Origin of the sequence: Flavobacterium kochi (genome assembly GCF_048286715.1) — a bacterium.
Lineage (GTDB): Bacteria > Bacteroidota > Bacteroidia > Flavobacteriales > Flavobacteriaceae > Flavobacterium.
Genome location: NZ_JBLVPW010000026.1, coordinates 1 through 25,933, shown reverse-complemented (window position 1 = coordinate 25,933; position 25,933 = coordinate 1). Strand labels below are relative to the sequence as shown.

General features: G+C 35.5%; 25 protein-coding genes. 12 read left to right on the top strand and 13 right to left on the bottom strand.

What is annotated here, in order from left to right; all coding sequences use genetic code 11:
* Nucleotides 1-13: 13 nt before the first annotated feature.
* Nucleotides 14-541, bottom strand: a complete 528-nt coding sequence (locus ACNQGH_RS18330) for a hypothetical protein (RefSeq protein WP_417957462.1) — start codon at nt 539-541, stop codon at nt 14-16.
* A gap of 229 nt (nt 542-770) precedes the next feature.
* Between ACNQGH_RS18330 and guaA the strand changes: the two genes are divergently transcribed.
* The 8 genes from guaA (at nt 771) to ACNQGH_RS18290 (ending at nt 10,473) form a co-directional block, all read left to right on the top strand.
* Complete coding sequence (gene guaA, locus ACNQGH_RS18325; protein WP_417957461.1) at nt 771-2,300, top strand: glutamine-hydrolyzing GMP synthase; 1,530 nt, start codon at nt 771-773, stop codon at nt 2,298-2,300.
* Nucleotides 2,301-2,433: 133 nt separating this feature from the next.
* Nucleotides 2,434-4,386, top strand: a complete 1,953-nt coding sequence (locus tag ACNQGH_RS18320; protein ID WP_417957460.1) for a LysM peptidoglycan-binding domain-containing protein — start codon at nt 2,434-2,436, stop codon at nt 4,384-4,386.
* Nucleotides 4,386-4,787: an OsmC family protein gene (locus tag ACNQGH_RS18315; protein ID WP_417957459.1), complete on the top strand. Its 402-nt coding sequence runs from the start codon at nt 4,386-4,388 to the stop codon at nt 4,785-4,787. Before ACNQGH_RS18320 ends, ACNQGH_RS18315 begins: the two co-directional genes overlap by 1 nt.
* A 77-nt stretch (nt 4,788-4,864) precedes the next feature.
* Nucleotides 4,865-5,098 (top strand): DUF3820 family protein, encoded by a 234-nt coding sequence (locus ACNQGH_RS18310; protein WP_417957458.1) that lies wholly within the window; start codon nt 4,865-4,867, stop codon nt 5,096-5,098.
* A gap of 142 nt (nt 5,099-5,240) precedes the next feature.
* Complete coding sequence (locus ACNQGH_RS18305; RefSeq protein WP_417957457.1) at nt 5,241-6,860, top strand: CTP synthase; 1,620 nt, start codon at nt 5,241-5,243, stop codon at nt 6,858-6,860.
* A gap of 75 nt (nt 6,861-6,935) precedes the next feature.
* Nucleotides 6,936-8,840 (top strand): membrane protein insertase YidC, encoded by a 1,905-nt coding sequence (gene yidC, locus ACNQGH_RS18300; protein WP_417957456.1) that lies wholly within the window; start codon nt 6,936-6,938, stop codon nt 8,838-8,840.
* 93 nt (nt 8,841-8,933) lie between these two features.
* A complete protein-coding gene (locus ACNQGH_RS18295; RefSeq protein ID WP_417957455.1) occupies nt 8,934-9,653 on the top strand; it encodes a toxin-antitoxin system YwqK family antitoxin in 720 nt (239 codons plus the stop codon).
* Between the two features lie 196 nt (nt 9,654-9,849).
* Entirely contained in the window at nt 9,850-10,473 is a 624-nt protein-coding gene (locus tag ACNQGH_RS18290; protein WP_417957454.1) for a murein L,D-transpeptidase catalytic domain-containing protein, read from the top strand.
* A 110-nt stretch (nt 10,474-10,583) separates the two neighbouring features.
* Here ACNQGH_RS18290 and ACNQGH_RS18285 read toward each other — a convergent pair whose 3' ends face one another.
* From ACNQGH_RS18285 to ACNQGH_RS18230, 12 genes are all read right to left on the bottom strand, one after another.
* Nucleotides 10,584-11,846: an alginate export family protein gene (locus ACNQGH_RS18285; RefSeq protein ID WP_417957453.1), complete on the bottom strand. Its 1,263-nt coding sequence runs from the start codon at nt 11,844-11,846 to the stop codon at nt 10,584-10,586.
* A 7-nt stretch (nt 11,847-11,853) separates the two neighbouring features.
* A complete protein-coding gene (locus ACNQGH_RS18280) occupies nt 11,854-12,450 on the bottom strand; it encodes an SCO family protein (protein ID WP_417957491.1) in 597 nt (198 codons plus the stop codon).
* A gap of 87 nt (nt 12,451-12,537) precedes the next feature.
* Nucleotides 12,538-13,311 carry a formylglycine-generating enzyme family protein gene (locus tag ACNQGH_RS18275; protein WP_417957452.1) on the bottom strand — a complete coding sequence of 258 codons (774 nt, stop codon included), beginning with the start codon at nt 13,309-13,311 and terminating at the stop codon, nt 12,538-12,540.
* 23 nt (nt 13,312-13,334) lie between these two features.
* Complete coding sequence (locus ACNQGH_RS18270) at nt 13,335-13,772, bottom strand: c-type cytochrome (protein WP_417957451.1); 438 nt, start codon at nt 13,770-13,772, stop codon at nt 13,335-13,337.
* Nucleotides 13,773-13,800: 28 nt separating this feature from the next.
* Entirely contained in the window at nt 13,801-15,258 is a 1,458-nt protein-coding gene (nirK, locus tag ACNQGH_RS18265; protein WP_417957450.1) for a copper-containing nitrite reductase, read from the bottom strand.
* A gap of 102 nt (nt 15,259-15,360) precedes the next feature.
* Nucleotides 15,361-15,603, bottom strand: a complete 243-nt coding sequence (locus ACNQGH_RS18260; protein ID WP_417957449.1) for a hypothetical protein — start codon at nt 15,601-15,603, stop codon at nt 15,361-15,363.
* A 3-nt stretch (nt 15,604-15,606) separates the two neighbouring features.
* Nucleotides 15,607-16,188, bottom strand: a complete 582-nt coding sequence (locus ACNQGH_RS18255) for a cytochrome c oxidase subunit 3 (protein ID WP_417957448.1) — start codon at nt 16,186-16,188, stop codon at nt 15,607-15,609.
* Nucleotides 16,189-16,205: 17 nt separating this feature from the next.
* On the bottom strand, nt 16,206-17,171 hold the full coding sequence (locus ACNQGH_RS18250) for a DUF438 domain-containing protein (RefSeq protein ID WP_417957447.1): 966 nt from the start codon (nt 17,169-17,171) through the stop codon (nt 16,206-16,208).
* A gap of 8 nt (nt 17,172-17,179) precedes the next feature.
* Entirely contained in the window at nt 17,180-18,955 is a 1,776-nt protein-coding gene (locus ACNQGH_RS18245) for a nitric oxide reductase activation protein NorD (RefSeq protein WP_417957446.1), read from the bottom strand.
* A 79-nt stretch (nt 18,956-19,034) separates the two neighbouring features.
* Nucleotides 19,035-19,814 carry a CbbQ/NirQ/NorQ/GpvN family protein gene (locus ACNQGH_RS18240; RefSeq protein WP_417957445.1) on the bottom strand — a complete coding sequence of 260 codons (780 nt, stop codon included), beginning with the start codon at nt 19,812-19,814 and terminating at the stop codon, nt 19,035-19,037.
* A gap of 101 nt (nt 19,815-19,915) precedes the next feature.
* Nucleotides 19,916-21,250: a cbb3-type cytochrome c oxidase subunit I gene (locus ACNQGH_RS18235; protein WP_417957444.1), complete on the bottom strand. Its 1,335-nt coding sequence runs from the start codon at nt 21,248-21,250 to the stop codon at nt 19,916-19,918.
* 15 nt (nt 21,251-21,265) lie between these two features.
* Nucleotides 21,266-21,697: a c-type cytochrome gene (locus tag ACNQGH_RS18230; protein WP_417957443.1), complete on the bottom strand. Its 432-nt coding sequence runs from the start codon at nt 21,695-21,697 to the stop codon at nt 21,266-21,268.
* A gap of 297 nt (nt 21,698-21,994) precedes the next feature.
* On the opposite strand from ACNQGH_RS18230, the gene ric reads away from it, so the two are divergent.
* From ric to ACNQGH_RS18210, 4 genes are read left to right on the top strand one after another with little or no spacing between them, the layout of a single operon-like run.
* The gene (gene ric, locus ACNQGH_RS18225; RefSeq protein ID WP_417957442.1) at nt 21,995-22,726 is read left to right on the top strand and encodes an iron-sulfur cluster repair di-iron protein; all 732 of its coding nucleotides are present in this window, start codon (nt 21,995-21,997) and stop codon (nt 22,724-22,726) included.
* A 42-nt stretch (nt 22,727-22,768) separates the two neighbouring features.
* Nucleotides 22,769-24,877: a ribonucleoside triphosphate reductase gene (locus ACNQGH_RS18220; RefSeq protein WP_417957441.1), complete on the top strand. Its 2,109-nt coding sequence runs from the start codon at nt 22,769-22,771 to the stop codon at nt 24,875-24,877.
* Nucleotides 24,878-24,935: 58 nt separating this feature from the next.
* Nucleotides 24,936-25,103 (top strand): anaerobic ribonucleoside-triphosphate reductase, encoded by a 168-nt coding sequence (nrdD, locus tag ACNQGH_RS18215; RefSeq protein ID WP_417957440.1) that lies wholly within the window; start codon nt 24,936-24,938, stop codon nt 25,101-25,103.
* Nucleotides 25,084-25,773 (top strand): anaerobic ribonucleoside-triphosphate reductase activating protein, encoded by a 690-nt coding sequence (locus ACNQGH_RS18210; RefSeq protein ID WP_417957439.1) that lies wholly within the window; start codon nt 25,084-25,086, stop codon nt 25,771-25,773. The genes nrdD and ACNQGH_RS18210 overlap by 20 nt, the downstream gene beginning before the upstream one ends.
* Nucleotides 25,774-25,933 lie beyond the last annotated feature (160 nt).

Below are 25,933 nucleotides of genomic sequence, written 5' to 3'. Positions count from 1 at the left end.
ACTGCTGATTTGTTTAAAACGGATCAGCTGTAACTTTAAATTTCATATCAGATTTTACAGTAATGTCTTTCGTTACCGATTCTTTAATAACTGCTTTAGCTCTTATTTTATAGGATGAGGCTTTGATGTATTTGTCTAATTTTTGAGAAGTACAAATTAGATTTAAAGTGTTTACAGTGGAATTGATATCATCTAAATAGGCCAATTCTATTTCGTCATCAGCAGTTGTTGAAATATACAAATGAATTGATTTTAAGAAACTGAATGTTTTGTCAGCCGGATCGGTTATCGTTAATTTCAATTCACTCAATTTTACATCTTTCACTAAATCAGCTTTTGTATTGTTATTTTGAAATTCAGCGCTTGAATTTGTAGTAACATCAGGAGTGATTACTTCAGTGGCGAGGTTCAGAGGAAATCCGCTGGCTATTTTAAAAGTTGTCTGGGTAGCGATATTAAAAGTAAACAAGTTATCGACCACATTACAGGAAACGATAAAAAGAGCTAAAAATGCAATTGCTGTGTAGGTTTTTATTTTCATTGTTTTTTAATTTTTAAGATTCATTTATAATAAGGTTAACTCAAAATAGTGACATATATTTCATGCGTGCTTAAATTATTCTTCGTTTTTATTTTAAAAATCATTCTTTTTGTCAATAAAACGCGATTTTCGGGACGTAAATAAATTAGAATAAATAGCGTATCGAAAAAAAATAAATATTTTTCAAAATTCAGTTTTTCAATTCAAAATATAAAAAGTATTTTTGCGCATGCAACACAACGTACTTATTTTAGATTTCGGATCGCAATATACTCAACTTATTGCGCGTAGAGTTCGCGAATTAAATATATTCTGCGAAATCTTCCCTTACAATCATTTTCCGAATGATTTGTCTTCTTATAAAGCAGTTATCCTTGGTGGAAGTCCCTTTTCTGTTCGTGCAGAAGATGCGCCACATCCTGATTTATCCCAAATTAGAGGGAAACTCCCTATGCTGGCCGTTTGTTACGGAGCACAATATTTATCTCATTTTAGTGGGGGTGAAGTAGCGGCTTCCAATACAAGAGAATATGGTCGAGCTAATTTGTCTTTTATAAAAGAAAATGAAGTTTTCTTTGAAGGGGTTTCAGAGAACAGCCAGGTTTGGATGAGCCATAGCGATAGTATTAAGTCACTACCAACTGATGGAGTGAAAATTGCAAGTACACATGATGTGGAATTTGCAGCTTATAGAATTGAAGGTGAAACAACTTACGCCATTCAATACCATCCGGAAGTTTTCCATTCTACAGATGGAAAGCAAATGCTGGAAAATTTTTTAGTAAAAATTGCTGAAGTTCCTCAAAACTTCACACCTAATGCTTTCGTGTCCGATATGGTTGCGGAACTAAAAGAAAAACTGAAGGACGATAAAGTAGTTCTTGGTCTTTCCGGAGGAGTAGATTCTACTGTAGCGGCAGTGTTACTGAATCAGGCTATTGGAAAAAATCTATACTGTATTTTTGTAAATAATGGTTTGCTTCGCAAAAACGAATTCCAAAATGTATTAGATCAATACAAAGGAATGGGTTTAAACGTAAAAGGAGTAGATGCTGGAGATCGTTTCTTATCTGAATTAGCAGGTGTAAGTGACCCAGAAACCAAACGTAAAATTATTGGACGTGTATTTATCGAAGTTTTTGATGATGAATCACACCTTATAGAAGATGTAAAATGGTTGGCACAAGGAACAATTTACCCTGATGTTATTGAATCAGTTTCAGTAAAAGGACCTTCGGCAACCATTAAATCGCACCATAATGTAGGAGGTTTGCCTGATTATATGAAATTGAAAATTGTAGAGCCACTTCGCATGCTTTTCAAAGATGAAGTACGCAGAGTAGGGGCTTCATTAGGAATTGATCCGGAATTATTAGGAAGACATCCTTTTCCAGGACCTGGGTTGTCCATTAGAATTTTAGGTGATATCACACCAGAAAAAGTAAGTATTTTACAAGATGTGGATGCTGTTTTTATAGACGGATTAAAATCTTGGGGATTATACGATAAAGTGTGGCAAGCCGGAGCTATTTTACTTCCTGTAAATAGTGTGGGTGTAATGGGTGATGAGCGTACCTATGAGAAAGTAATAGCACTTCGTGCAGTTGAATCTACTGATGGTATGACGGCTGACTGGGTGCATTTACCTTATGACTTCTTAATGAAAATATCTAATGATATTATCAATAAAGTAAAAGGAGTCAACAGAGTGGTTTATGATATTAGTTCAAAACCACCTGCAACTATAGAGTGGGAATAAAAATTAAATTTTTGTTAATCCCTTCTCGGAATATCATTATTTTTAATGTTCTTTATATAAACGGTATCAGATTTTGCAATAAAATTTGATACCGTTCCGTTATTAATGATTGAATATAATTTTTATAAATAAAATGATGAAATATTTTTTTGCAATTTGTATTACTGGTTTATTGTTTAATTATAGTGTTTTTTCACAAGAAAAAAATACAACGCATAAGGTTGAGAAAGGAGAAACGATAAGCCAAATTGCACAAAAATACAATGTTACGCCATTTGATATTTATCAATTGAACCCTGATGCCCAAAACGGACTAAAGCCAAATAGTATTTTGCTGATTCCAAAAAATGGGAATAAACAAAAGGTTGCGGTGCAAGCCAAAGCCGCCGTAAAAACTGCTGCAACGCATGAGGTAACACCTAAAGAAACCCTTTACGGTATAGAAAAAAAATATGGCGTTTCAGATCAGGATTTGAAAAAAGCCAATCCGAGCCTTGAAAAAGAAGGATTGAAAACTGGGCAAATTCTTGTTATTCCTTCAAAAAACAGTCCAAAACCAGCTGCCGTAATTCAGGAAAAAGTAGTTTATCACGAGGTACTTCCAAAGGAAACTAAATATTCTATCTCCAAAAAATACGGAATTACCATTCAGGAATTAGAAAAAAGAAATCCTGAAATAGTGAGTAATTTACCTGTTGGGTATAAATTAATCATCAAGGGTGCTGCTCCAAAAGTTGAAAAAACGATCCCGGTTGTTGAAACCAAAAAAGAAATTGCAAAACCTAATCCTGTAAAAGCTGTAAAAGGGGGCAGTTATTTAAATTACGAAGTGAAGCCAAAGGAAACACTTTATAGTTTATCAAAAATGTTTGGGATGACTCAGGAAGAATTAATCACTCTAAATCCTGCTTTATCTCAAGGTGTTGTGGAAGGGATGATTTTAAAGGTTCCGGGAACAAGTGCTGTTCCAGTTGTTGAATCCAAAAAGGAATACGCTGTTTTGTCAAAGAAAATGGGCAGTAATGACAGAAAGAAACTAGTACTGCTTTTGCCTTTTAACATCTCAAAAATTGAAGGAGATACGGTTAATTCAACCGCAATACGCTTGAAAAAAGACAAGTTTCTGAACATGACTTTAGATTTTTATGCAGGAGCTTTGATGGCTATAGATTCGGCAAAACAAGTAGGTCTTTCTTTGGATGTGAAAATTTATGATTCACAGGAGACTAAAAACACTTCGAATGTTGCTTCGTTAATTCAGGAAAATAAGTTGCAGGAGGCTGATGCAATAATTGGACCTTTCTATCAAAGTAATGTTGAAAAAACTGCTGAATTGTTGAATGCAAACCAAGTTCCTGTTATTTCGCCTTTATCAAAAGATTTAGGGAATTCGTTTAGCAATATTTATCAGACTATCCCAACTGCTGTAGCTGTTAAAAATGCAATGTTCGATTATATGAGAGCAAAAGGCGGAAATATTGTTGCTGTTGTGGATAAGAAAAAAGAATCAATGATTCAGTTTATTACGGAAAATCATAAAGATGTAAAATTTGCCGTCCTTACTGCAAGTGGAGGATTGTCTGCTGAAAATTTAAAAAGTTTATTTGTGAAAGATAAAATAAACTATGTGGTAATGGAAACGGGGAATACAGGGATGATAAAATCAACAATGGCAACCATGATGAGTGCCATGGCGACTTATAAAGTGCAGCTGGTTATTTTAGAGCCTAACGAAACACTCGATACCGATGAAATTAATTTTGTGAATTTAACAAAATTGAAATTGATGTATCCTTCAGTTACTCGTGAAAATGAATCTCCTGAAGCTTTAATTTTTGAAAAAGAGTTTAAAAAGAAAAACAAAATTTCCCCAAGTGCTTTTGCAACTCGTGGTTTTGATATTACATTTGATACCATGATGCGATTGTCACAAGGTCAGAAGTATCAGGAAACCGCGGAGACAATGGCGACGGAGCAGGTCGATAATAAATTTGAATATTATAAAAAAGAAGGTGGTGGATTTACCAACAAAGGAGTATATATTTTATACTATGACACCGATTTAACCATAAAAGAAGCCAACTAATGACATCAAAAGTAACCTATTTAGGCGATTTAAGAACTTCATCGATACATTTGCAATCCGGAACTGAAATCGTTTCAGATGCACCGCTAGATAATAACGGAAAAGGCGAGGCTTTCTCACCAACAGATACTGTTGCTAATGCTTTGGCCAGTTGTATGATGACTGTTATGGGGATAAAAGCACGTGATATGGATGTAGATTTAAAAGGATCTACCGCTGAAGTAACGAAAGTTATGAACGGGGAGCCAAGGCGGATAGGGGCAATAGAAATAACTTTTGATATGGACGGTACAGCGGACCAAAAGAATAGAACGATTCTTGAAAGAACCGCTATGACGTGTCCTGTTTTTTTAAGTTTAAATACTGAAATCGAGAAACGAATTACTTTCAACTGGAAGTAATCAGTTAACGGATTCAAACCGTAGTTTTCAGTTTGCAGATGGAACTTTAAACCTTACACTTTATACTGGAACATACTTTGGAACAAAACCAAAAACAACTGATCAAACTCGCGCATACCAAAATGCCTTTTGGCAAATATGAAGGTAAATATCTTATTGATTTGCCCGAATATTACGTGGTTTGGTATAGTAATAAAGGGTTTCCAAAAGGAGAGTTAGGACAACAATTACAATTGATTTATGAATTAAAACTCAATGGATTGGAAGAGTTAATTCGCACTATTAAAAAGCGATATCCAAAACCACTTTAATTCAGGAATGGGGAAAAAGTTAATTTGAAACGGTAGCATTATTGAATTGTCAAATTATCTCATTTTCAAATTAGCTTTTTCTCAATTTATAATTGTATTTTTGCCACGTTTTTTACACAACTACATTACAAACAACAACAGAATGAATCAAACAAAATATATTTTTGTTACAGGCGGTGTGACTTCTTCTTTAGGAAAAGGAATTATAGCGGCATCTTTGGCAAAATTATTACAAGCAAGAGGATACAGAACTACTATCCAAAAATTCGACCCGTATATCAATGTTGATCCAGGTACTTTAAATCCATATGAACATGGGGAGTGTTATGTTACCGATGATGGAGCAGAAACGGATTTGGATTTAGGTCATTATGAGCGTTTTTTGAATGTTCCTACTTCTCAGGCGAATAATGTTACCACAGGAAGAATTTATCTTTCGGTTATTGAAAAGGAAAGAAGAGGAGAATTTCTTGGTAAAACAGTTCAGGTTGTCCCTCATATTACCAATGAAATTAAAGAGAGAATGCAATTGCTTGGTAAATCAGGTGATTATGATATTGTTATTACCGAAATTGGTGGAACCGTGGGAGATATCGAATCTTTACCATATATCGAATCGGTTCGTCAATTAGTATGGGAGTTAGGAGAACACAACGGTTTAGTGATTCATTTGACATTAGTTCCTTATTTGGCTGCTGCCGGAGAATTGAAAACAAAACCAACACAGCATTCTGTTAAAACTTTGATGGAAAGCGGTATAAAAGCTGATATTTTAGTTTGTAGAACTGAGCATGAAATTTCGGAAGAACTGCGAAATAAACTGGCTTTGTTTTGTAATGTAAAAAGAGAGGCCGTTATCCAGTCAATTGATGCTTCAACTATTTATGAAGTGCCAAATTTAATGTTGGAAGAAGGCCTTGATGTTGTGGCTTTAAAGAAATTGGATTTACCTAAAAAAGCGGCTCCGGATTTAAAAAACTGGAATACTTTTTTACGCAGATTAAAAAATCCCAAGCATACTATAAACATTGGCTTGATTGGGAAATATGTAGAAATGCAGGACTGTTACAAATCAATTTTGGAAGCTTTCATTCACGCAGGAGCTACTAATGAAACCAAAGTAAATGTTATTTCAATTCATTCGGAGTATATCGATGCAGATAATGTAGCGGTGAAATTAGCTGGACTGGACGGAATTCTTGTTGCACCAGGTTTTGGTGAAAGAGGAATTGAAGGAAAAATTGAAACAGTTCGTTATGCCCGTGAAAATAAAGTTCCCTTTTTTGGAATTTGTCTGGGTATGCAAATGGCTATTATTGAATATTCAAGAAATATTCTTGGACTTTCAGAGGCTAATTCAACTGAAATGAATGATAAAACGGCTCATCCGGTAGTGAATTTGATGGAAGAGCAAAAAACAATCACCGATAAGGGAGGGACCATGCGTCTTGGTGCTTGGAAATGTGATTTGAAACCAGATACTTTAGCTTATAAAATATACGGTAAATCGACTATTTCTGAACGTCATCGTCACCGTTACGAATACAATAGTGAGTATGTAAGCCAATTGGAAAAAGCGGGATTAGTAGCTTCTGGGATCAACCCGGATACTGGTTTGGTTGAGGTTATAGAAATAGAGGACCATCCATTTTTTATCGGGGTTCAATACCATCCTGAATATAAAAGTACCGTGGCAAACCCGCATCCTATTTTTGTGAATTTTGTTGCAGCGGCTGTTCAGGCAAAGAAAAATAGTATTTAGTTTTTAGAATTAGTGTTCAATCGCTGTATTCATAAAGCGTTGTACTTTAAATAGTAAACTTTTTTAAATAAAATAATGGAAGAAAAAAAATTTGACCTCAATTCGATTATAGGTTTTGTATTGATTTTTGGTATTTTGATTTGGATAATGTATCAAAACCAACCTTCTGAGAAAGAACTTGCTGCTGAAAAAGCCAAGAAAGAATTGGTCATCAAAGAAGCTAAAGCAAAAGAAGCAAGCGCCAAAATGATTACACCAGCAACTGTTGGTGGCGTTGTGGCAGGAGATTCCACACAATTGGCTCAGTTGGAAAAAACATTAGGAAATTTTGCTTATTCTGCTACACTTCCTTCAGCAAAAGAGGGTTTTACAACAATCGAAAACGAATTTGTAAAATTGAGAGTTGCCAATAAAGGAGGGTATATTGTTGAAGCTACATTGAAAAATTTCGAAAAATTTAAAAAAGGTTCGGGACAATTAGTGGAATTGATTAAAGACAATAACGCTAATTTGAATCTGCAATTGCTAACGAGTGATAACCGTACTTTAAATACGAAAGACTTGTTTTTTGAACCAACACTAACAAAAGTTGGAGCAGATCAAATACTTTCTATGAAATTGAAAGCTGGTGCAAATGAGTTTTTAGAATACAAATATATACTAAAACCAAACGAGTATATGGTTGGTTTTGATATCCGTTCACAAGGGTTGAATAAAGTTTTGAATACGGCTAAACCGCTGGATTTAGAGTGGAATTTAAAAACATACAGAACAGAAAAAAGCATTGCTTACGAAGATCGTTATACCTTGCTTAACTACGAGTATGGAGAAGAGAAAATCAACTATGTAGGAGACGGAAAAGACAAAGAAGAAACACCTGAAAAGGTCAAATTTATTGCTTTCAAACAGCATTTTTTCAGTAGCATATTATTGACTGATACTCCGTTTGCTAAATCTTCATTGAAATCTAGTAAATTAGTTGTTGATGAAAAGGTTGATACAACCTATATCAAGCAATTTAAAGCAAATGTGCCTTTAGCATTTACAAATGGTGAGGTAGATTATAAAATGAGCTGGTACTTTGGACCATCGGATTATAGGACATTAAAAGGGTACGATAAAAATTTAGAAAAAATCATTCCTTTAGGTTGGGGGATTTTTGGATGGATTAACAAATTCGTTTTTATTCCTTTATTTGGATTTTTAAGTTCTTACATCGGTTATGGAATTGCGATAATTATCTTTACCATTATTGTTAAAATTGCGATGTCGCCTATTACGTATAAATCATTTTTGTCACAGGCCAAAATGAAAGTGTTGCGACCTGAGATTACGGAGTTGGGTGAAAAATTCAAAAAAGACCCAATGAAGAAACAACAGGAAACCATGAAGTTGTATAATAAAGCCGGGGTGAACCCAATGGCAGGATGTATTCCGGCCTTGATTCAGCTTCCTTTTATGTATGCTTCGTTTCAGTTTTTTCCATCGGCTTTTGAGTTAAGGCAAAAAAGTTTCCTTTGGGCGGACGATTTATCTTCTTTTGACCAGGTTGTAAAATTGCCTTTTCGCGTTCCTATGTATGGCGATCATATCAGTTTGTTTCCAATATTGGCCGCAATAGCGATTTTCTTCTATATGAAAATGACATCCGGAGATCAGCAAATGGCTGCTCCACAACAGGAAGGAATGCCTGATATGGCGAAAATGATGAAATATATGATTTATATTTCACCGATTATGATGTTGATTTTCTTCAATGGCTATGGTGCCGGATTGAGTTTGTATAACTTTATTTCTAACCTGATTACAATAGGGATCATGTTTGTAATTAAAAATTATATTGTGGATAGTGACAAAATTCACGCCCAGATACAGGAAAACAAATTGAAGGAGCCAAAGAAACAAGGTAAATTCCAGAAAAAGCTTCAAGAAGTTATGGAACAGGCCGAAGCTCAAAAAGCAAAAGACAAAAAAAAGTAAAAAAGTAAAAAAATCTCGAAATATTTCGAGATTTTTTTATTTAGCTATAATTTAAGGCATACGAATTCGTTAGTATTAAAAAGGGTATATATTATGAAAGCATTGTATAAAAAAGTAATATTTGTTTTGTTTTTTTTAAATATTTTTTGTCTTCAGGCACAAACAGATTTCAATAAATTAGATCAAAATGGTAATAAGCACGGTTTGTGGAGAGGGTTCTACGAGTCAAAACGACCTCGCTACGAAGGGACTTTTGTCCATGGGAAAGAAACAGGAGTTTTTAATTTTTATGATGATACCAAAGCTAAATCAATAATCGCCACAAGGGAATTCAATCCTAATGATAATTCCGCTTATACTATTTTTTACGATCAGGATAAGAATAAAGTGAGTGAGGGTAAAGTAGTAAATAAATTATTTGAAGGGCAATGGAAGTATTACCATCAGGCTTCAAAAAGTATAATGACTACTGAAAATTACAAAAATGGAAAGTTGGAAGGTCTGCGAACTGTTTTTTATCCAAGCGGTAAAATCGCTGAAGAAATCAGTTATAAAAACAACCTGAAAGATGGCATTTATAAAAAATATACCGAAAAAGGAATTGTCCTTGAAGAATCCATTTTCAAGAATAACGAATACCATGGTTTGGCAATTTTTAAAGATACCGACGGGAATATAGTTTCAAAAGGACAGTTTGTAAATGGCAAAAAAACAGGAATTTGGCAATTTTTCGAAAAAGGCAAAAAAGTAAAGGACGTGAATATGAATTATCCTGAAACAGCACAAAATAAAAAAAATAAACAAAAAAAATAAAATAAAAAAGGTTGTAAAATCGTTAGTAAGAATTAATTAGGATAAAATAAATCCCTAAATTTGCAAAATGAAAAACATGAGTTATGGTAAAAATCTACCCGTTTTTTGGTAGTTTTATGCAACGGTGTTGCCCCTGTAAATTGTTTCGCAACACGCTAAAAGAATACAAACAGTGCCACTATTTAAGAAAACTAAAATGAGAAGCGTAATTTTCGTTTTAACAACAATTGGGATATTATTTTTTAGTATTAAAATTTCACCAAAAAACACTAAAAGTGACCCCTCTGCAATTGCTGTGTCAGATGATTCCACTGAAGAAAAACTCTTGAATCAAGCTGCTATTGTTAAGAAATTCATTGCCAAGAATCCGAACTTTAATAAAGAAATAGTTTTTCTGATTGATATGAAAATCAGGTCTGGAAAAAACAGGTTCTTTGTGTATGACTTAAAAAACGATACGATACTCGATCAGGGTTTGGTTGCTCACGGTATTGGTTCAGAAACACAAACCGAGGGGCAACTGTTATTTAGCAATGAGCCTAACTCCCTTTGTACGTCATTGGGCAAATACTATATCGGAGCCAGCTACAATGGTAAATTTGGCAAATCCTACAAATTATACGGATTGGAGCAAACAAACAACAATGCTTTGACGCGAAATATTGTCATCCATAAATATGTTAAAGTGCCTTCTGAAGAACAGGATAAACCAATATGTAAGAGTTTTGGCTGTCCCATGATAAATGAGGAATTTTATGCACGAATTGAAAAACTAATTGATGATTCAAAAAGTAAAATCCTTTTAGATATTTACTATTAAAAGTAGTATTAACATCATTTAACATCAGATAGCTTCTTTGCGAATCCAAATAATAGATAATAAAAGCTTCTTTTATAAAAATAAAGAAGTTTTTTAAAATAGGAAACGTTTTATTTTAAAGTAAAGATTCGTGGATTAAAAGAAACCATAATCCAAAGCCAATTGTTGGTATTTTGAGCGTTGCTAACATTTTTTAATCGTTCTAATGTTGTTGAGGCAAACATTTGGGAATATCCCGCCGAAGCAACACTCTCTTTTTGGATGGTATAATGAATAGTAAAATCAATTTCCGTTCCTAAATAGCGGTCCATTTTTTGAATATTGGAATCTAAAACGGTACCTGGCGCATTGAAAATGTGTGGCATTACTACCAACTGCCATTTATTGGAAATATAACTTAGTTTCAAATAGGCATCTTGTAATCCAACACTGTTTTGATGATTTCCTACGTAGAAATAGTCCATGAATCCATTAAAACCGTGATTGGTTCCGAAGATAGGGCTAAACGATTTTATAACCGAACTACTGTCGTCTTGATTTTTACCTGATAGCAATTCATATCCGGATCCGGCTTTAAATTTGTCCGAAATGGAATAAGCAATAAACGCTCCCGCATACCAGGCGCTCCCATTTTTACCTTTATTTTTGCTGGTTTGTCCATATAAACCTAAATTGGCATCCCATTTTTTTTCTTTGAAAGAAAAATAACTTCCAAAAGTTTGTTTGTAGTCTATTGCTAAATTAACAATGGTTTTTTCAAATTCATAACCGGTGTTCAGTACTAACAAACTCAGGTTTAGTTTATTAAATTGGGTATGATACCAGGCATATTGCATTGATTTATAATTCGTTGCATAAGCCGTTTTTGGTTCCAATAAATTTTCAGCATTGGCGTTTAGCGCAAAACCTATGTCCAATTGATGATTTGTTGGGTGAAAGATAAACACTGCGGCATCATGACTTTGTCCTTGTTGCGACCAATCAATTTCCCCGAAAATACGTTGATTGTCATACGAAATCACCTGACGGCCTAAACGCGTACTCCATTTTGTACTAAAATCATATTGCGCCCATGCTTCAAATAGCCCAATCCCATTTTTATCAGCTGGTGCAGTTGTTGCCAAGTCGCCCCAAGTACGTACGTTTTGAAAAGTTAATTTTATTTTTACATTGGCTTGTTTATAATTAAAATTTAAACGGGAGCGTTGCGATATAAAGGAGGTTGAATTTTCACCATTTGGCACGGGGCTTTTAAAACCATTTCTATATTCATAACGAGGTCTAATTTGCAAATTGGCATCAAACTGCTGGGCATGCGTAGCTGCGCCTATCATTGTAAGCAATGACAAACTGATTATTTTGAATGATTTCATGTTTGATTTAATTTAGCTTTTGAGCTTCTTCAGTTATTTTTTTTATGGTTTGGTCAGAGTTGACACCCAAACCTTCTTGCTGATAGGCTAATTCTCCATCGGCATTGAATACACTTATAATATTGGAATGCGAGAATTCCAGCGGCGCTATTTTTTTGTAGTTTACTGCCAAAACCGCAGCAAACTCGCGAGTGTTTTCTTCAGTTGAACGTAAAAAAATCCATTGCTTTCCATCCATAGTATTGTCGATAGCAAATGATTTTAATCGTTTGGGTGTATCCATTTCAGGATCAATACTTATTAAAACGAGTCTTACATTATCCTTGATGTTCTCCGGCAACCTTTTTTCTATGTTACGCATGTCAGCTACTAATCGTGGACAAGCTGATTTACAGGAAGTATAGATCATTACCATAACTAAAACTTTGCCTTTTAGATCCTTCATTTCTATGTTTTTGCCTTCTTGATTAGTCCATTTTGAAGGAAGATTGTAAATCGACAGATCAGAAATAGGTTTGTCCTTCGCTTCAGCTGCTGATTTATTAAGACAAGAAGGGAAAGATAAAAGAAGTAGTGCCGCTATTAAAAAAAGTGCCTTTTTTATGTTTAGGAATTGCTTCGCCTGATCGGAATAATGAGGTTTGTGACGCTTTGATTTCATTTTTTGGTTTTTTAATTTGGTTTCAATAAGCTATTTTTTATCTTTCGCACATCGAAAACCAAGGTTTTTAGTGGTAAATCGTGCTTTAAGACTTGCTCGGAAAGCATAACGCATAAAAGCGGCGTAATTCATTAAATCGGTTGCATTGACAGAACCGCTACCGCAAAAGAGATTAGCGTCTGTATCCTTATCTTTTCGGGATTCACCAGAAAGGAAAATACTGTTGAAATCGGAAGTCCATTCCCAAACTAATCCATGCAGATCATAAACGCCCCAATAATTTTTGAAGGTATGTCCCACAGGATTGGCGTAGGCTTTTGGCTTTTCATACCAGCATAAGATGTAGTTGTTGAATTCTTTTTTGGTACGTGCATCAATTCGTTTTTCATCTGCCATGGCTGCATATTCCCATTCGTCCAGAGAGGGCAATCGTTTTCCCTGGCATTGACAAAATTTCTTGGCAACAAACCAGGAAACATTGGTAACTGGTGCATTACTTAAATTAGAGGTACCATAATTAAAATCACTCTGCCATTGAGACAAATAACTTTTATCGGCAAAAAGAGCTATGATTTTGGAACGACTATTCTCAGGATGTTTTTTTAAAAATACCAAAAACTGAGCATTTGTCACCGGATAAATATCGAGATTAAAGGCTTTGACCTGCGCAGGTTTTTTGCTAGTGGCGCCGTAAAGGGGAACAAAAGTCCCCTTTTCTATAGCTGCCATTTTGGTGTCTTGAGCCCATAGCGATGGTGCTATTAGTAATAGCAAAGCAATCATGACTCTTTTCCGATGTAACATGGCTTATTTTTTAATTTGTGGTATTATTTTCTTTGTGCTTTTACCATTGCAGCTGTTACTTTAGATTTATTATTACCCCAACTGGAGTATACGTAGGTTAATACATCTGCAATTTGTAAGTCCGTTAATGCTTGCGCTGGCATCGCTGTGGTATATTTTTTTTCGTTCACTGTTATGGGTGCACTGGAACCTTTAATAACCTGTTTAATCGCGCGATTTACGTCCGCATTCAAATAATCTGATTTAGCCAAAGGAGGGAAAGCTCCTGGAATTCCCAGCCCGGTAGCCTGATGGCAAGCGATGCAGGTTTTGGTATAAACCTCTTTTCCTTTATCAGCTAAATAAAGTGTTTTATTTGCTTCTTTTTTGGGAATGGTTATCATAGTGTCCTCTTTTGAAAACGTATTAAACCCTTGTAAAGCTAAACCTAGTGCTACTACTCCTAAAACATATTTTTTCATGATTTTTAAAATTAAATTATTGTATTTATTATTTTCGTTGTGTTTTTACCATTGCCGGTGTAACTACGGTTTTATTATTGCCCCAACTGCTGTATACGTATGTTAAAACAGCTGCTATTTCATCATCCGTTAAGTTCTGACTGGGCATTACACTGTTAATTTTGCTGCCATTTACAGTGATTTCACCACTCAATCCCCTTATGACCGTACGAATGGCTCTCTTAGGATCGGTGTTCAGAAAATCAGATTTTGCGAGTGGAGGGAAGGCATGAGGAATACCCTGACCTTCTGATTGGTGACAGGCAAAACAAGTCGTTCCAAAAACTGCTTTTCCAGCTTTAATTTGTTCGGGAACTGTTTTTAATACAGTAGATTTTGCTGTTTTTTCTCCTTCCGGCATGTTTTGAATGGTACCACCTTCTGGCAAATAAATTCCTTCCTGCGTAGTACCAGAATACACTTTTTTGTTTTCATCCCCGGTTACTTTTAGCATTCCTAAGGCTCCTTTATTGAATGCTCTAAAAATAGAGTGGTCTACCAGAATAAATGTTCCCGGAACATCAACTTTAAATTCTACAATGGCAGCGCCACCAGCAGGTATCATTGTAGTTTGGACATTTTTATTGATCATTTCGCCGCCTTCAATATGAACCTTGTCGAAGATTTCACCAATAACGTGGAAGGAGGAAACTAAATTTGGACCTCCATTTCCCAGATAAATACGGACCGTTTCTCCTACTTTAGCAGTCAGGGCATTATCACCCGCAATAGCCCCTACTTTTCCGTTGAAAACAACATAATCAGCATCTTCTTTTACCGCTTTATTCATATCAAAAGGCTGCAGGCCCTGCGCTCCATAACTTCCTTTTGTATAAAAATCCCCTTGCATAACGTAGTACTCTTTGTCAACTGGAGGTAATCCCCCTTCTGGCTCCACCAGTATTAATCCGTACATTCCATTGGCAATGTGCATCCCAACAGGAGCGGTAGCACAATGGTAAACATACAAACCTGGATTTAAAGTTTTAAAATTGAATACTTTTTCATGCCCGGGTGCTACTACTGAAGAAGCCGCTCCTCCTCCCTGTCCTGTGACCGCATGTAAATCGATGTTGTGAGGCAATTTATTGTCCGGATGATTTTTTAAGTGGAATTCAACTTCATCACCTGCGCGGGTTCTAATAAAACTTCCTGGTACAGAACCTCCAAATGTCCAATACATATATTTCGTACCATCGACCATTTCCCCTTCTTCCTCTCTAATTTCCATATTAACGATCAGCTTCATGGCCTGACGGTCACCAACAGGTTTTGGAACAGCAGGGGGAGCGGTAAGTTCAGCTTCTTTTTGGCCTTGAACTTTAATAGCTTCGTAATATTTAGCATCTTTTTCCTCTTTTTGGGAATAAGAAAATAGACCAAGCACGACCAACAGGGCAACGACAATTATCTTAGTTTGTTTGTTTAAAGTAAGTGGGATTTTCATAATTTTAAGTGTTAAATTCCTTATGATTTCTAACGTAAAAATAAAAGATGATTTTGTCTTTTATTATGACATTTGTCATGTTTTTAACTTTTATTTAAGAGTTTATTTAAATAAGAGCAGCACTAATAAAAGGAGTCCCAGAACCGAGATCAAACCCACTTTCCAAAAAAAATTTGCTTTTTTCAATTCCATAAATTCGAAAGAAACCAGCAGGAATTTGATGGCGGATATTCCTAGAATTACGCCGCCAGCAAGTGGAGAAACAGCAATTGTATACGAAATCAGGGCGGTTGAAACCGTCAATACAATCAATACACTATAGGTAAATACTAATTTTTTTTTCATCTTTTAAAAGATCAGGTAAAGAACGGGGAATAAAATCAGCCAAATTAAATCGCACATATGCCAGAAGGCTGCGCAGGCTTCAATGTCTTCAGTGGCTGTGTCCGAATTTTTCTTTATCATTCCGTAGTTCGTCCAGATTAAAATGACCAATCCCATAATGACATGAATAAGATGAAAACCGGTCAATAGCCAATAAAACGTAAAAAATATATTGGTTTCTAATGCAATTCCAGATTCTATTTTATGATAGTACTCCACACTTTTTAAAATTAAAAAAAGAGTTCCGCCAAGCATTGTCAATTTAAAATACAAAGAGGACTTTGTACGATTGTTGTTTTTAAACTCCTGTACAGCATTGGCCATAAAAAAACCACTAGTCAATAAAAAAACTGTATTTATGACTCCAAAAGTAGTATTGAGCTGCAATCTGGATTGATGAAATAATTCCGCTTGATCGCTTCCGTAAAAAATGAAAGCCAAAAGTGCCATTCCAAAGGTGACCAATTCTAAAAAAATAATAATCCACATTAAAAGGCCTCCAGGCGGGTAGTAAATATTTTTGTAATTTATTTTAACTGTGTCCATTTTATTTATAAGTTTGATTAATCCCAATCCAATAATCGCTTTTCACCTTCAATTTTCTTGATGTCAGTTATATCCTGTGACATTTCAATGACACCTTTGTAGTTTTTATCGGTATCTCTAACAGCAAAATACCGAATGTAAATCAGGCGTTCTTTATAATTAATCCAAAACGAAGATTCATTTTTTGTTCCTTTTCTAAATTCGTCCAAAATTTTAAGAACAGTTCCAACACTTTTGGGAGGATGACAAAATTTTACTTCGCGGCCGATAATTCCGGCACTTCTTGGAAAAACACGTTCTTCTCCACGATTATAGAAAATAACTTTGTCGTTTTCATCCACATAAGTAAGATCCAATGGCATGGTTTTAAACAATAAATTCACCTGTGCTACAGTCATAAATCCCTCGTCAAAATGGGAAGTGTTTTCTAAAGAAATAGTCATTTCCCTTTTGGTAAAATCTTCACTCGGATGAATATATTGGACATTTGGAAATGCTACAGGAGCATTCGGAAGCATCCACCCAATTTCCGCTTCGCCTGCTCGCATTGCAATCCAATCATTTTCGTCTAAGACATCGAGGGCATTTGGAAATAAAACGGTTTCTTCCATTTGCATTAATCTGTAAATTCCATTGACAAGGAAAGAAGTATTTTCATTGATTTTTTCCGGGTTGTTTGTTTTAAGATAGTACTGAATTAAACGAAATTGTTCTCTCAAGTTATCATGAAATGACCACATGCCTTGTGAAGGCCCTACCCATCCTTTTTTTTCAAGAAATGGAAAAAGCTGATTTTCTTTTCGGGCGAATCGTTTCTCAATGGTATGCAGTTGATTGAAAATACTAGTGTAGTTCTGCAGATCATTTGCCGGATCTGCAACGGACAGTTGCTCTAATAGAGTATGAATAATATCGTTTTCCTGAAAGTAAACCTGAACGGGATGGCCTTCGGGAAGTTTTGTGGTATTAGAAGTTTGAGTCATCTTATTATTTATTTTTGATATTTAATTTTTTCATATAATTTCACAAGTGATTGCAGCAGCTCGACCGGAGTTGTTAAAATTTGATAGTGATTTTGCCCGAACATTTGTGGCAAGTAGTATTTCGCCTGGGCCTCAATGGCGAGCGCATAGGAATTGATATTTCTCAAGTTGAGTTCCCGAAGCGCTTGTTTTACATCATTTATCCCATATTTTCCTTCGTATTTATCGTAGTCGTTGGGTTTTCCGTCAGAAATAAGGATGACCCATTTGTTTTTGGTGTTTCTTGTATCCAGTCGTGCGCCGGCATGTCGCAAGGCAGCACCAATTCGCGTGTACCCGTTGGGTTCTATTGCGCCAATTTTATGTTTGGCCGTATGCCAATTTTCATCAAAATCCTTGACCGTTAAATAGGTGGAGAAGTTCCGTGTTTTAGAATAAAAACTGTCAATTGAAAAATCGATATTGAATTCGTTTAAGATTTCCCCAAAAAGAATCGAAACCTCTTTTTCTACATCAATCACCCGATTTCCTGCAGCATAGCCATCACTGGAAAGACTAATGTCCAATAGTATCAGAATAGATAAATCCTTTTCTTTTTTTCGGTTTGAAATGTATATTTTTTCCGATGGTGTTCTTCTGGAATGTACATCGACATACAAATCAGTAATGGCATCGATATCAAATTCATCACCTTGTGTCTGGCGTTTTTGTTGCTGCATGCTGTTGTTGACATTGGTCAGCATTTTGCGCAGACCCACTAAAGTGGACGCGTTTTTTCTAATGGTGTTTTTGTAATAATTGGAATCTGTTTTTTGTTGTGATTTTGGATATACTTTACAGAAATTTTCTTTGTAAACGCGTTTGTTGAAATCCCATTCATTATAGGTAAGATGAAGACCTTTTGCATCGACTTCCGCACTTTCTGAAAGGGTGGTGTTTTCAATAAAATCAGCCTGATATACCGAATGTGCCGTGTCATCAACACGAATGGTGTATTTCATATTCAATTCTTCCAACGCATCCTGATGGTCTTCCAATTCATCGGAACCATCAAAATCGCGCCATACTCCATTGAATTCTTCGGCAGTATCTACTTTTTCAAAATTATGCATCATCACATAATCTTCCTGTTGTTTTTTGTCAACTTCTACAGTTATTATTGCTTCAACTGCTTTTGATTTTAATAGGGTCAGAGGTTGATTTTCACTCCCTTTTTTTGTTTTGTCCGAAAAATTTTGAAGCAGGGTATCCCTGTTTTGTTCTGTTTCATTTTGCATCCATTTCCCATAAATCCAAGAGAAGTCAACAGTGCTTTTTCGGTTTGTTTTTCTAGTGAAATGCTGTTTTGTTTCACTATGGAATTTTGCATCAATAGCGAATTCTTCAAATAGAATGGCTAGAATTTTTTGGGATGCTTCTAATGCTTTTAATTGAGAGAGGGCTAACGGTTGTTCCTTTTCTTCGAAAGTCCAATTGAGATGTAACCGCTGTTGTATGCTGAGGTATACAATTCTGAAAAGATAAAAAGTGTGATTGTCGCCTTTGGTCGGCAATTCGGCAAAGGAAATTGGAAGGAAAAAATTGTTGTTTTTATAGCCTCCTTCACGTTCCGCAGGATAAATTTCAATAGGATTTCCTGTTAAAGCACGTGCCAAAATGGTCAATCGCGGTTTTATTTCATTTAAATATACCGTTCTGTTAAGAATTTCAACATCAATTTTTTTAGACTTTTTAAAATGTCTGACAAACTTTCCATATATGTATTCATCTATTTCAAAACCCATTTTCTTAAAGTTTACAATGTTCAATCTTGTTTTTAGCTTTGTTTTTACTGTTATAAAAAGGACGATTGAATACTCTTTTCTATAGCATCAAATTACATAAGTCTTTCAATGCTCCTATTGTTTGTAAATCGTCAGTTAAGGGTTCTACAACCGCGACATGAACGGACAAGCGTTTTGGAAGTCCGCTGTGAATTATTTTGGCAGCATCAATTAAAAGGCGGGTTGAAACGGTTTCGGTTAACCCTAATTCGGTTAAGTTTCTGATTTTGTTTCCAATAGCTACCAGCTTTTTTGCGGTATCCTGATCAATTTGAGTTTCATTAACCACTATTTCAATTTCAATTTTGGCCTCTGGGTATTCAAAAGAAACGGCAATAAATCTTTGACGAGTAGATGGTTTTAGTTCTTTGAAACCTCTTTGATAACCCGGATTAAAGGAAGCGACAAGCATAAAATCCTGATGTGCTTTTACGGTTTCGCCTAGTTTGTCAATGAAAAGTTCTCGTCTGTGGTCGGTCAAAGAGTGAATGGCAACAATTACATCAGGACGCGCCTCGGCAACTTCATCCAAATAAATAATAGAACCTTCCTTTACTGCTGTTGTTAGCGGACCGTCAAGCCAAATTGTTTCAGCTCCTTTAATAATGAAACGGCCAATTAAATCGGTAGAAGAAGTTTCCTCATGACAACTGATCGTGATGATTTTTTTATCCAGTTGATGTGCCATGTGCTCAATGAAGCGGGATTTTCCTGTTCCTGTTGGTCCTTTTAATAGCAACGGAATTTTATTTTTATAGGCATGTTCAAAGACTTCTTTTTCTTTGCCTACGGCATGATAATAAGGGGTGGTTTGTATCATTTCAGTTGTATTAAAAAAACAGGACGCGGTAACAATTGTCTGGAAATATAATTCTTAAAAACCGTTGCTAAAGCGTCCTGATAAAAAAATGAATTAGTAAATTATTTAATCTCTAAAGCTTGATCCGTAGGTTTCCCGTATTTGATGAAATCATAGATGAAAAGTCCAATTCCGGTGGTAAACATGGTAGCACAAATGAGAAGTACTACAAAATGAATGCTGATCTCGTTTTGAACATCCATGAATTCCATTTTCATTTTCCGCTCCATATATACCTGTGCAACACCAGCCACACCAAAAGCGACAGTCATTCCTAAAATACCAATGTTGGATAACCAAAAAGCAGCGTGACCATGTGTGCCGTCAAATCGTTTTCTTCCTGTTAAATTAGGCAGTGCATAACTAATCATCGCCAGAACAATCATCGCGTATGCACCCCAAAACGCATAATGCGCGTGCATTGCTGTCACTAAAGTTCCATGGGTATACAAGTTTGTTTGTGGTAAGGTGTGTGCAAAACCAAGTAATCCTGCTCCAACAAAAGAAACAATAGAGGAACCGATAGTCCAAAAAAGAGCAATTTTGTTAGGATGACTTTTTTCTCCTTTGCGGTACATATTTACCGCGAATAAAGCCATAGCTAAGAAAGCTAAAGGTTCTAAGGCAGAGAAAATCCCGCCAACAATCAACCAAATTTTGTTTACCCCGATGTAGTAGTAGTGATGGCCGGTTCCCAAAACTCCAGAGAGGAAAGTAAGGCCAACAATTACGTACAGCCATTTTTCAATAACTTCCCGGTCTACTCCGGTTAATTTGATTAACAGAAATGAAAGAATACCTCCCATGATTAATTCCCAAACCCCTTCTACCCACAGGTGAACTACCCACCAACGAAAGAACGAATCCATCACCTGACTGTCAAACCAAATCATTCCTGGTAAATAGAGTAGGGCTGAAAAAAACAAACCCATTACGAGTACCAGGGCGGTTGTGGTCTGGCGTTTTCCTTTGAACAGCGTTCCCAAAATTAAGCCTAAGAAGAGCAATACATTTGCAACTACTAAATAGTCTAATTCTCTTGGGATTTCAAGAAATTTTCGTCCTTCCCAATGGTTAAAGTGAAAACCAACAATGGCAACAACGCCAACAATGGCTAATGATATTAATTGTACATAAGCCCATTTTACACTTATTAATTCGTGCTGCGCTTCCTCCGGAATGATATAATAGGCAGCGCCCATAAAGCCTGATAACAGCCACACCACCAGTAAATTGGTATGCACCGCGCGTGCTACATTAAAAGGAATAATTTCATGCAGTCCTTGAATACCTATTCGGTCAAAACCCATGATAAACCCGTAGATAATTTGTAAAGAGAATAAAAGCATGCACAAGGCAAAAAACCAATAGGCTACTTTTTGTGATTTATATTTCATAATGAATGCTATTAATTATTTATCTTTAGATAAAGGTGAAACGATGCGGTCGAAACCATTTAAGTCCAGTTTTCCAATCCATTTTAAATAAGCGACTACTGCAGCAGCATCTTTTTCGTTCATTTTATAGGCGACCATTTTCCGTCCTCTCGGAGCCCAGGGAATTGGCGATGTTAAAACTGCTTTGATGTATCCTTCGCCGCGGCGTTCAACAACTTTTGTTAATTCGGGAGCATAATATCCTCCTTCTCCCATAATGGTGTGACAGCCCATACAATTATTGGATTCCCAAATTTCTTTTCCCCGCACAATCTTTTTATCAATCTTTCCGTAATTGGTTTGATCGTTTCTGGGCATAAATGAATAAATGGTCAATGCGATAAAGATTAAAAAGGTGACCAGAGTTCCTCCCAGAAAAAATGCTCTTGCCTGTGATTTTGAAAGCATAATTATCAGTTTTTGTTAATTAAAAATATTTTTTTAATAAAGGACAAAAATGTCTTTTATTTGTTTAATGCAAATTACGTATTGAAAAAAAAGATAAAACATGATAAAAATCATTTTTATAAATTTCTTTTGGGGTCAATATAAATTTATAAAATAAGGAAAAAAACGAATTGTAATGTATTGTTAATAGCTTTTTTATCAAAAAAAATGGGTTGATAATTTAATTCGGATAAAATTGTCCTTTATTAAAAAATTGACTAAATTTGTAAAAGATATCAGAATTATAAAAATGAAATTATGGAAACTTTAGAAAAAATGACAATTGGAGAATATGTAGCAAAAGATTTTAGAACTGCAGCAGTTTTTTCAAAACACGGAATTGATTTTTGCTGCAAAGGAAACCGAACTATTGAGGAAGCTTGTGATAAAAAAGATATAGATACCAATGGTTTACTGGAACAATTAAATACGGTTTTATCCACAAAAAATGACAGTGCTATAGATTTTAAATTATGGCCTTTGGATTTACTGGCGGATTATATTGAGAAAACCCATCACCGTTATGTGGAAGAGAAAACGCAGCTGATACTTCCTTTTTTAGATAAATTATGTAAAGTGCATGGAGCTGGTCACCTTGAATTGTTCGAAATCAACGAGCTCTTTAAAGGCTGTGCAGGTGAATTAGCGCAGCATATGAAAAAAGAGGAACTGATTTTGTTTCCATTCATAAAAAAAATGGTGAAAGCAACCCTTACAGATGAATTACTTGATCAGCCCCATTTTGGGACAATTAAAAATCCTATAGCCATGATGATGGAGGAACATGAAACCGAAGGGGATCGTTTTGTTAAAATTGCCACATTGACCAATAATTATACGCCACCGGAAGATGCTTGTAATACGTATCGTGTGACTTTTGCGATGTTAGAAGAATTTGAGCAGGATTTACACAAACACATTCATTTAGAAAACAATATTTTGTTTCCAAAAGCGGCAGATTTAGAAAAAGAATTCTCCACGCAGGAATAAAAGCAACGTCAAAAATACCGCAAACTAAAATCATCAAATGCTATGGAAAAATATGTTATTAAAAGAAACGGCGAATACAAACCTTTTGAACCTTTTAAAATAAAAGACGCAATTGAAAAATGCTTTCTGAGTGTTTCCATGGCAATTGATGAATCTATTTTTGAAAACATTAATAACGACTTACTGGCCAAAGAAACTTGGGCGGTGGAAGAAATTCAGGATTTGATTGAGAAAAATCTTTTCGAAAAACAGTATTTTAAAGTTGTGCGCTCCTTTATGTTGTTCCGGCATACACGCAAATTACAGCGGGAGCACAGTAATGGTCTTAATGAAGACACGACTTATGTTGACAGTACCCAAACCATCGAAGAATACATAGAACAAACCGATTGGCGCATCAATGCCAATGCGAATACCTCTTATTCTAACGCGGGTTTGGTGAATAATGTCGCCGGTAAAATCATTGCCAATTATTGGTTGGATAAAGTCTACAACAAAGAAGAAGGATATGCGCACCGCAATGGGGATATACATATTCATGATTTAGATTGCCTGACGGGATATTGTGCAGGCTGGAGTTTACGGGTCTTGCTTAACGAAGGTTTTAATGGAGTTCGTGGGCGTGTGGAAAGCAAAGCACCCTCTCACTTTAAAGAAGCCTTGGGGCAAATGGCTAATTTTTTGGGTATTCTTCAAAGCGAATGGGCGGGTGCCCAAGCCTTCAGTTCATTCGATACCTATTTGGCTCCATATGTTTTTAAGGATGATTTATCTTTCGATGAAGTGCTAAAAGCCGTTCGCAGTTTTGTTTATAATTTAAATGTACCCGCTCGTTGGGGACAATCTCCTTTTACCAACATTACGCTTGATTGGGTTGTTCCTGAAGATTTGAAAACACAAATTCCTACGAAGAATGACTTTCATTTTTTCGAAAATAATTTTGAATACGATCTTATAATAAGAGCCCGAGAAAGAGGGGTTACAAAGTTGACGGATTTGCGATACGGGCATTTTCAGAAGGAGATGAACCTGATCAATAAGGCCTATTATACCGTAATGACTGAAGGAGATGCAAATGGACAACCTTTTACTTTTCCGATTCCAACAGTAAATATCACTGAAGAATTCGATTGGGACGGAGAAAATACCGATTTGCTTTTTGAGAATACCGCTAAAATTGGGTCGTCTTATTTTCAGAATTTCATTGGAAGTCAGTATATTGTGGATGAAAACGGTAATAAAGAAGAAAACCCGAATGCCTATAAACCCAATGCTGTTCGCAGTATGTGCTGCCGTTTACAACTCGATTTACGCGAATTATTAAAACGTGGAAATGGTCTTTTTGGCAGTGCTGAAATGACAGGAAGCATTGGCGTGGTCACTATCAATATGGCTCGTTTGGGTTATTTATTTAAAGGAAATAAAGAAGTACTGTTCCAACAATTAGATCGGTTATTGTATCTTTCTAAATCAACGTTAGAGAAAAAAAGAGTATTCATTCAGGAAATGTATGACCGAGGTTTGTATCCGTATACCAAAAGGTATTTGCAACATTTCAGAAATCATTTTTCAACTATTGGAGTGAACGGAATGAACGAGATGATTGTAAATTTTACTGGAAATAAAGAGGCGATAACTTCACCCTCAGGAATTGAATTTGCTTCTGAAATATTAGAACACATTCGCAACCGTATGAAAGAATTTCAGTCAGCAACCGGAAATTTATACAATCTGGAAGCCACTCCTGCCGAAGGAACTACCTATCGTTTTGCGAAAGAAGATAAAAAACGTTTTGCAGATATTTATCAGGCAGGGCAGCAAGAAAATATTTATTATACCAACAGTTCTCAAATCCCGGTTGACTATACTGAAGACCCTTTTGAAGCTTTGTTTTTACAAGATGAGTTACAATGTAAATATACCGGCGGTACCGTTTTGCATTTGTATATGAGTGAAAAAATCAGTTCCCCGGAAGCCTGTAAACAGTTTGTCAAAAAAGTCATCTCCAATTTCAAATTACCATACATTACCGTAACGCCTGTATTTAGCGTATGTCCTGTTCATGGATATTTGAATGGGGAGCATGAATTTTGCCCGAAATGTGATGATGTTATAATTGAGAATGAAAAAAATCTAAGGTGGAGCCACTGACTTAGAACTTTTAATTGCTGCCTTTTAATTTTAAACTAAACCTTAAACAATTTCGAATATGAAAACCACCAGTAATCCAATTTTAGAACAGCACCTGCATTTAAGAACCAAATGTCTTGTTTATACCCGTGTCATGGGGTATCACAGACCTGTAGAAAGTTTCAATATTGGTAAAAAAGGAGAACACAGACAACGCACCCATTTCAATGAAAGAAAATGTCAGTAATCCCATCTATAGTATAACGCCCTTTACTTTATTGGATTATGCGCATAAATCAGCTTGCATTCTTTGGTTTGCAGGCTGTAATATGCGTTGTTTATATTGTTACAATCCTGAAATTGTGCAGGGAAAAGGACTGATCTCCTTTGAAAAAGTGATTGTTTTCCTTCGTTCCCGTAAAAATTTATTAGATGCTGTAGTTTTTAGCGGAGGCGAATGCTTACTGCATAAAAATATTCTTGAGCTGATTGATCAGGTCAAAAAAATGGGTTTTTTGGTGAAAATTGACACTAATGGTTCAAAACCGGATGTTTTACACGAACTTCTCAAGAGCAAGTTAATTGATTATGTCGCTTTGGATTTTAAATCAATGCCTTCTTATTTTGAAAAAATCACACAGTCTAATCTTTTTTTACCGTTCGAAAAATCCTTGCATTTATTAATTGAAAGTGGGCTTTCATTTGAAGTACGCACCACAGTCCATTCGGATTTGATTAGTCAAAAGGATGTTCGAATGATGATTGATTATTTAGAAAACAACAATTATTTTGGGGCTTACTACCTTCAATATTTTGTGAATGATGTGCCAACATTAGATAAGTTAGGATATTCTTTCAGAGAATTAGAAAACACAACCCTTTCTAGAAAAAGAATCAAAGTGCATTTTAGAGGTTGATTTTGATTAGGAATGCGTTCCTCTTGTACCACTTTTTAATATAATTTTATCGAGTTACTTACATAAAAAACACTTATATTTATAGTAAATACAAGGATATGGAAAAGATATTTCAGGGTGAGAATATTTTAGAGTTTATAAAGACATTCCCAGACGATCA